The sequence below is a fragment of the Methylobacterium sp. FW306-05-D genome (assembly GCF_058782155.1).
The window spans coordinates 1-7,678 of sequence record NZ_JBYSXL010000123.1; the positions used below are offsets into that span (position 1 = coordinate 1).

The 7,678-nt window shown below is 70.6% G+C and carries 7 protein-coding genes; 4 read left to right on the forward strand and 3 right to left on the reverse strand.

Features of this window, described 5'->3' with window-relative positions; all coding sequences use genetic code 11:
* From AC3WLN_RS23010 to AC3WLN_RS23025, 4 genes are all read left to right on the forward strand, one after another.
* Positions 1–311, forward strand: a 311-nt coding sequence (locus AC3WLN_RS23010) for a YceI family protein (protein ID WP_492485169.1), incomplete at its 5' end; no start/stop codon positions are given.
* Between the two features lie 330 nt (positions 312–641).
* Positions 642–2,120, forward strand: a complete 1,479-nt coding sequence (locus AC3WLN_RS23015; RefSeq protein WP_492485171.1) for an MmgE/PrpD family protein — start codon at positions 642–644, stop codon at positions 2,118–2,120.
* A gap of 39 nt (positions 2,121–2,159) precedes the next feature.
* A complete protein-coding gene (locus AC3WLN_RS23020; protein ID WP_492485173.1) occupies positions 2,160–3,407 on the forward strand; it encodes an MFS transporter in 1,248 nt (415 codons plus the stop codon).
* A gap of 128 nt (positions 3,408–3,535) precedes the next feature.
* A complete protein-coding gene (locus AC3WLN_RS23025; RefSeq protein WP_492485175.1) occupies positions 3,536–4,528 on the forward strand; it encodes an MBL fold metallo-hydrolase in 993 nt (330 codons plus the stop codon).
* Between the two features lie 31 nt (positions 4,529–4,559).
* Here the strand turns inward: AC3WLN_RS23025 and mqo are convergent, their stop codons facing one another.
* The 3 genes from mqo to AC3WLN_RS23040 form a co-directional block, all read right to left on the reverse strand.
* Positions 4,560–6,284 carry a malate dehydrogenase (quinone) gene (gene mqo, locus AC3WLN_RS23030; RefSeq protein WP_492485177.1) on the reverse strand — a complete coding sequence of 575 codons (1,725 nt, stop codon included), beginning with the start codon at positions 6,282–6,284 and terminating at the stop codon, positions 4,560–4,562.
* Between the two features lie 623 nt (positions 6,285–6,907).
* Entirely contained in the window at positions 6,908–7,342 is a 435-nt protein-coding gene (locus tag AC3WLN_RS23035) for a CsbD family protein (RefSeq protein WP_492485179.1), read from the reverse strand.
* Positions 7,343–7,410: 68 nt separating this feature from the next.
* Positions 7,411–7,614 (reverse strand): CsbD family protein, encoded by a 204-nt coding sequence (locus tag AC3WLN_RS23040; protein WP_018043750.1) that lies wholly within the window; start codon positions 7,612–7,614, stop codon positions 7,411–7,413.
* Between the last annotated feature and the right edge of the window lie 64 nt (positions 7,615–7,678).

A 7,678-nucleotide genomic window follows, 5' to 3' on the forward strand; every position in this document is an offset into this window, starting at 1 on the left:
TGCCCCAGGCGGAGTGGTTCGACGTCAAGGCGACGCCGCAGGCCCGCTTCGAGGCGACGCGCTTCGTCGCCAAGGGCGGAGACGCCTACGAAGCGGTCGGCAGCCTGACGATCCGCGGCATCCGCCGCGACGCGGTCCTGCCCTTCCGCCTGACCCGCACGGGATCGACGGCCCGGGCGGTGGGCCATCTCGACCTCGTGCGCACGCAGTTCGGCGTCGGACAGGGGCCCTGGGCCTCGGGCCAATGGGTCGCCCTGGAGGTCGGCGTCGATATCGACCTGACCGCGACGGAGACGGCACCGAAGCCCTGACGCGGATCGGCAAGCAGACAGGCCGCAGGCCGGCTGAAAGGAATGCACGCCAGATCGTATTGCTACGATTGCGCGTCGAGGAGAGGACGCAGCGAAGGCAAAACCTGTGCTTGCAGGGCAGATAACGACCTTTGCGTCCCACCGGATTTCTTGTTTCTGACTTGTAACGCATGCGCAAAAGCCTTGAGCCGTGCGCACAAAGCGGGAGCCCTGCCGCGGCGGTTCGGTTATTCCTCTGGTCCGGTCCCTCCGACGGCTTCGGCCCCGGCGCGCCCGGCACGGCGGCGTCCACGCGGGGCGCCGGCCGCAAGAAGCCAGAGGGAGAGAGCCATGCCCGTGCCGACGATCGACCGCCGTGCCCTGCTCGGCTCCGCGGGCCTCGCGCTCGTGGGAACCGGCAGCGCCGTCCCATCCGCGCAGGCGGCCCCCGATCCGAAGGGCGAGACCAGGGCGGAGCCGAAGCCGGTGCCGCCGGAGGTCACCCGGATCCTGGCCCGCTACGTCGTCGGCGCCCGCTACGCGGACCTGCCCGAGGCCGTCCGCCGCGAGGGCACCCGCACCCTGCTGAACTGGGTCGGCGTCGCCATCGGCGGCTCGCATCACCAGACCCTGGACGTCGCGGTCTCGGCCCTGAAGCCGTTCTCCGGCCCGCCGCAGGCCGGGCTGTTCGGGCGCCCCGAGCGCTTCGACATCATGAACGCGGCCTTCCTCAACGGCGTCGCCAGCCACATCTTCGACTACGACGACACCCACCTGAAGACCGTGATCCACCCGGCCGGCCCCGTCGCCTCGGCGATCCTCGCCTATGCGGAGATGCACCCGGTCTCGGGGGCGGATTTCCTCAACGCCCTGGTGCTCGGCGTCGAGACCGAGTGCCGGATCGGCAACGCGGTCTATCCGAACCACTACGATGTCGGCTGGCACATCACCGGCACCGCCGGGGTGTTCGGCGCGGCGGCCGCGACGGGCAAGCTGATGGGCCTCTCCGAGCAGCAGATGGTCTGGGCCCTCGGGCTCGCCGCCTCGCAGCCCGTGGGCCTGCGGGAATCCTTCGGCTCCATGAACAAGAGCTTCAATCCGGGCCGGGCCGCCTCGAACGGCCTGTTCGCGGCGATCCTGGCCTCGAAGAACTACACCAGCTCGGACGGGATGATCGAGGCCAGGCGCGGCTGGGCCAACACCATCTCGACGAAGCAGGATTACCGCGAGATCACGGAGGGGCTCGGCATCCGCTACGAGGCGGCGCTGAACACCTACAAGCCCTTCGCCTGCGGGATCGTCATGCACCCGGCCATCGACGCGGCGGTGCAGCTGCGCAACGAGAACCACCTCACCGCCGACGCGATCGAGCGGGTCGACATGAAGGTCCATCCCCTGGTGCTCGAACTCACCGGCAAGACCGCGCCGCGCACCGGCCTCGAGGGCAAGTTCAGCATCACCCACGCCGTCGCGGTGGCGCTGGTGGAGGGGGCGGGGGGCGAGAAGCAGTTCAGCGACCGGGCGGTGAACGACCCCGTCATCGTGGGGCTGCGCGCCCGGGTGAAGCCGGTGGTCGATCCCGCGATCCGGCCCGAGCAGGTCGAACTCACGGTGGTGCTGAAGGACGGGCGCAGCCTGCCCCGGCGCATCGAGCACGCCATCGGCAGCGTCGAGCGGCCGATGTCGGACGCCGCGCTGGAGACCAAGTTCACCGACCTCGCGGAGGGCATCCTGCCCGACGCTCAGGTCCGGCGGGTGATGGACCTGTGCTGGCGCATCGCCGAGCTGCCCGATGCGGGCGACGTGGCCCGGGCCGGCGTCCAGGCCTGACGCGACGGTCCGGGATCGACGCGCCGACCCCGGCCGCGTATGGCGAAGCCCATCCTCGGGCTCTGCCCTGCGCGGCGCCTCCCCTGTCCCTACGTAAGGATCACGGACCTGAAGGCCGAGTTCTCGACCACGCGCCTGATCGTGATCCTGGCCTTCGCGGGTTTCGCCAGCACCTTCGCGGGCCGCTCCATCGAGCCGCTGGTGGGCGTGCTGGCCCGCGACCTGCGCAGCGATCCCCACACGGTGGCGCTGCTCTCCACCGCCTTCGCCCTGCCCTACGCGCTGATCCAGCCGATCCTCGGCCCCGTGGGCGACGCCCTGGGCAAGGAGCGGATCATCACGATCTGCCTCGCCATCCTCACCCTGGCCCTGGCGGCTTGCGCGCTCACCACCGACCTCGACACCCTGTTCGTCCTGCGGATGATCGCCGGGGGCAGCGCCGGCGGCGTCGTGCCCCTGGCGCTGGCGCTGATGGGCGACCGCATCGCGATCGAGCGCCGGCAGGTCGCCATCGGCCGCTTCCTCGTGGCGGTAATTCTCGGGCAGCTCTCCGGCTCGACCTTCGCGGGGTTGATCGAGGGGGCGATCGGCTGGGCCGGGGTCTTCGCCATCACGGCGGCGGTGGCGGCGCTCGGCTGCGGCGCGGCCCTCCTCGGGTTCGACCGCAGCGCGAGCGCACCGGCCCGGCGGCCGGACTTCCGCACGGCGGTGGCGCGCTACCGCACCATCGTGGCCAATCCCCGCGCCCGCATCCTGTTCGGGGCCGTGTTCATCGAGGCGATCGCGGTGTTCGGAATCTTCCCCCACCTCGCCCCGCTGATCGAGGCGCGCGGCGAGGGCGGGGCCCGCGAGGCCGGCCTGGCACTCGCCGGCTTCGCCGCCGGGGGGCTGATCTACTCGTTCTCGGTGGGCCTGCTCCTGCGCTTCCTCGGTATGTCACGGATGCTGATCGGCGGCGGCCTGATCTGCGCCGGCGCCCTCGTCACCATCGGTCTGGCCGGGACCTGGCAGCTCGACTGCGCCGCCCTGGTGGCCATGGGGCTCGGCTTCTACATGCTCCACAACACCTTCCAGGTGCAGGTGACCGAGGTGGCGCCGACCGCCCGCGCCTCGGCGGTGGCGCTGCACGCCTTCTCGTTCTTCTGCGGGCAGGCGCTCGGCGTCGCCATCCTCGGCGGCGCGCTCCAGGGCTTCGGCCAGCTCACCGCCCTGAGCCTCTGCGCGTTTGTCATCGCCGGCCTCGGCTTCGTCACGGCGCGCCGCCTGGCGACGACCCCGTCGCGGTGACATCCCGACCGCCGGGATGCGGACTGGCGGTCCAAGGGCGGATGAGCGGGGGCGCAGAGGGTTGACGGAGGCGACACGGGGTCGATCTCTTCCGGGACCGACGATCCCGCTCGAGCGAGGCGCGAGGCATGACCGAGGCGACGCGACGAACCCTCCTGGTCTCGAGCCTGGCGGCCGCCGCCCTCGCGGACTCCGGCGCATCGGCGCGGGCGGCCGACGCGGTGCCGGCCGGGGCGCAGGCGCCCGGATTCTACCGCTACCGGGTCGGCGACATCCGCGTCACGGCGGTGACGGACGGGGCCAACACCCTGCCGCTCCCCGAGCGCTTCGTGCTCAACGCCGACCGCGCCGCGGTCTCGGCGGCGCTCACGGCGGATTTTCGCGACGGGTCGAACCTCACCGTGCCCTGCACGCCCCTGGTGATCGAGACGGGCGGCCGGCGCGTCGTCATCGACACCGGCAACGGCGAGGCCGCCTTCCAGAAGAGCGGCGGCGCCGTGGGCCAGTTCCACGCCAACCTGAAGGCGGCGGGCTTCGACCGGGGCGCCATCGACGCCGTGGTGATCTCCCACTTCCACGGCGACCACGTGAACGGCCTGCTGAACCCCGAGGGCAAGCCCGCCTTCCCGAACGCCGAGATCCACGTACCGGAGCCCGAATGGGCCTACTGGATGGATGACGGCGCCCTGAGCCGGGCGCCGGCGGGGCGGATGCAGGACCAGTTCCGCAACGTCCGGCGGGTCTTCGACGGCTTGGGGCGCAGGGTGACGCCCTATGCCTGGGAGCGGGAGGTGCTGCCCGGCCTCACGGCGCTCGGCACCCCCGGCCATACGCCCGGCCACACGTCGTTCCTGCTCGCCTCGGGCAGCGACAGCCTGTTCGTGCAGTCCGACGTCACCAACGTGCCGGTGCTGTTCGCCCGCCATCCGGGCTGGCACGTGATGTACGACCAGGATCCCGCCACGGCCGAGGCCACGCGCCGCCGGGTCTACGACCGGGTCGCGGCCGACCGCACCCTGCTCCAGGGCTTCCACTATCCCTTCCCGGCCGCCGCCCACCTTGAAAAGACGGCGGACGGCTACCGCGAGGTCCTGGTGCCGTGGGACCCGGTCCCCCGCTGAGCGGGACCGGTCCGGCGCCGAGGATGCCCGATCAGGGCGCCATGTCGGGGACGGGCTTCAGGACGCCCCCCTGAGGGCTGACGGCACTGCCGGTCGCGGCCGGCACCTCCGCAGCGGCGACGGGCTGGGGCGGCGGCGTGAGCTGCAGGTGCTCGCTGGTATAGACCAGCTCCTGGTAGGCGCGTCGCGCGTCGTCGTTCAGCTTGGTGCCGTAGCTCGGCACGATCTGGCGGATCTTGGCCTGCCACTCGGGCGTGGCGACCTTGCTCGCGAAAACCTTCTCCAGCACGTTCAGCATGATCGGCGCGGCGGTCGAGGCGCCCGGCGAGGCGCCGAGCAGGGCCGCGATGCTGCCGTCCTTGGCGCTGACGATCTCCGTGCCGAGCTTGAGCACGCCGCCCTTCTCCGGGTCGCGCTTGATGATCTGCACGCGCTGGCCGGCCTGGACCAGGCGCCACTCGTCCTTCTTGGCGTTGGGGAAGTACTCGCGCAGGGCCTGGTAGCGGTCCTCGTCCGAGAGCATCACCTGGCCCGCGAGGTACTCGATCAGCGGATACTGATCGACGCCGACGCGCACCATCGGCCAGGCGTTGCTCAGCGTGGTCGAGGTCAGCAGGTCGAAGTACGAGCCCTCCTTCAGGAACTTGGTCGAGAAGGTCGCGAAGGGTCCGAACAGGATGACGCGCTTGCCGCCGAGGACGCGGGTATCGAGGTGGGGCACCGACATCGGGGGCGAACCGACCGAGGCCTTGCCGTAGGCCTTGGCGAGGTGGCGGGTGGCCACGTCCGGGTTCTCGTTGACGAGGAACGAGCCGCCCACCGGGAAGCCGCCGTAATCCGCGCCCTCCGGGATGCCGGAGGCCTGGAGCAGGTGCAGGGCGCCGCCGCCCGCGCCGATGAACACGAACTTCGCGTCGACGACCTGACGGCTGCCGTCCTTGAGGTTCTTGGAGCTGATGCGCCAGGTGCCGTCCGTGTTGCGCTCGATGCCCTCAACCTCGGTGGAGAGCCGCAGGTCGAACTTCGGCTGGGCCTTCAGGGCGGCGACGTATTGCCGGGTGATCTCGCCCCATTCCACGTCGGTGCCCACCGGCGTCCAGGTGGCGGCGATCTTCTGCTTCGGATCGCGTCCCTCCATCATCAGCGGGACCCACTTCTTCAGGGTCTCCGGATCGGTGGAGTATTCCATCCCGGCGAAGAGGGGGCTCGCCTTCAGGGCCTCGTAGCGCTTCCGCAGGTAGGTGATGTTGTCGTCGCCCCAGACGAAGCTCATGTGCGGGGTCGAGTTGATGAAGGAGCGCGGGTTCTTGAGGACGCCCTTCTGAACCTGCCAGGCCAGGAACTGGCGGGTGATCTGGAAGGCCTCGTTGATCTTGACGGCCTGCTCGATCCGGACGGTGCCCTTCGAATCCTCGGGCGTGTAGTTCAGCTCGGCGAGCGCCGAGTGGCCGGTGCCGGCATTGTTCCAGCCATTCGAGCTCTCCAGGGCGACGCCGTCGAGGCGCTCGATCATCTCGAGCGACCAGTCGGGCTCGAGCTCACGCAGCCAGACGCCGAGCGTGGCGCTCATGATGCCGCCGCCGATCAGCAGGACGTCGACCTTGCGCGCCTCGGGGGCGGCCAGCACGGAGGCGGCCGGCAGCGTCGAGACCGCCAGGCCCGCCATGGCTCCGCCGATGATCTGCCGACGGTTCATCGGCACTGCGCTATGCTGCATTGCGGCATGGCGATTATGCATTTTATCGTCATAAATCATATTATTTTTCGGCACGCGTAAGTTTTATTTGAATAAACCTCCGCTACAGCATCAATGCCGGTCATACAAGGCGCCCGGGTCATGGCTGCCATGCCGGCGAATCCCGATTGTTCCCAACGCATTGTTCGTCTCCGACACGAACCCGCGTTGCGCCGCGACAAAAATTTGCGCTGCGCCGCACAGAGATTGTGCGGCTTACGGACGGGTATCCGCCCTCCGTGCCGGTCAGGACTACGAGCGCGCGATCGGGGAGAGACCGAACCGACCCGGTCGGCAATCAGTCGTCCACCAGCAAGGACTTACGTCAGAAGCGGCCTGCCCGGCCCCCGGGGGTCGCGGCATCCTGCCCAGCGGCTCAGAGGCGGCCGGGGGAGGGAGCGGGCGCCTGCGGGCCGCCGGGATCACCCCGTGCGGTCCCCGCGGCGGAAGGGATTTCAAGCGGTGCGCCGCCCGTCGCCCGGAGGCTCGGGACGGCGCTCCGAGGGTCCTCGTCCGTCCCGGGACGCCCTCGGGGTCCGGACCGGGATGTGTTCAGGTCTCGGGCGGCCTTCGCGTCCCGGGATGTCCGTGCCTTCGGGTGAACCGGGACCGGCGCAATGGCACAGGCTCGCCGGTCCGGCAGTTCAGGGTCGTCGTGCGAGCCATCCGACGGCGAAGGCGACGGCGGCGAGGCCGAGCAGCGCGGCGGTGCGGTTGTCGTCGGCGTAGCGCACGGCCTGCCGGCCGTAGGTCGATCCGCGCTTGGCTGCGTGACGGGCGAAGTCGCGACCGTCACCGATGAGGTTTCCCGCCCGGTCGCGGGCCTCGTCGACGAGGTGACGCCCGTCCTCGATCAGGTTGCCGGCGCGATCCCGAACCTCGTGGGCGAGGTCGCGGCCGTCGTCGATGAGATCCTCGGCCCGGTCGCGGGCGCGGCCGTAGGCGTACTGGGCGCCACCGGCCACCTGGTTCACGGCGCCGCGCACCTGGCGCGCCGGATCACCGGTGATGCCGCCCACGGCGGTCTGCGCGCGGCCCTTGAGGTGGCGCGAGGCGCCGCGGAACTGGTCTCCGTTCATGGGATACTCCTGGGTTCGAGGATGATGGGGGTGACGGCCCCCCGTGGGGCGCCCGTCACCGTCGCGGATCAGCGCTTCCCGGTAACCTTGTCGACCACGGAGGCGACGCCGTCCTTGGCCTCGCCGACCGTGCGCTGGGCCTCGCCCTTGAGTTCCTGCGCCTTGCCCTCGGCGACCAGCTTGTCGTTGCCCGTGACCTTGCCAACGCCTTCCTTGAGGTTGCCGACGGCCTCGTTGGCGAGGCCCTTCAGCTTGTCCGTGGTGCTGCTCATCGGATGTCTCCTTGTGTTCGGATGCGTGGGGTGAGTTGAGCGGCCGGTCCGCGGGGGGACCGGC

Excerpts from the sequence above, each read along its gene's own strand:
- AC3WLN_RS23015 (WP_492485171.1), top strand. The coding sequence starts at position 642 with ATGCCCGTGCCGACGATCGACCGCCGTGCCCTGCTCGGCTCCGCGGGC.
- AC3WLN_RS23020 (WP_492485173.1), top strand. The coding sequence starts at position 2,160 with ATGGCGAAGCCCATCCTCGGGCTCTGCCCTGCGCGGCGCCTCCCCTGT.
- AC3WLN_RS23025 (WP_492485175.1), top strand. The coding sequence starts at position 3,536 with ATGACCGAGGCGACGCGACGAACCCTCCTGGTCTCGAGCCTGGCGGCC.
- AC3WLN_RS23035 (WP_492485179.1), bottom strand. The coding sequence starts at position 7,342 with ATGAACGGAGACCAGTTCCGCGGCGCCTCGCGCCACCTCAAGGGCCGC.
- mqo (WP_492485177.1), bottom strand. The coding sequence starts at position 6,284 with ATGATTTATGACGATAAAATGCATAATCGCCATGCCGCAATGCAGCAT.
- AC3WLN_RS23040 (WP_018043750.1), bottom strand. The coding sequence starts at position 7,614 with ATGAGCAGCACCACGGACAAGCTGAAGGGCCTCGCCAACGAGGCCGTC.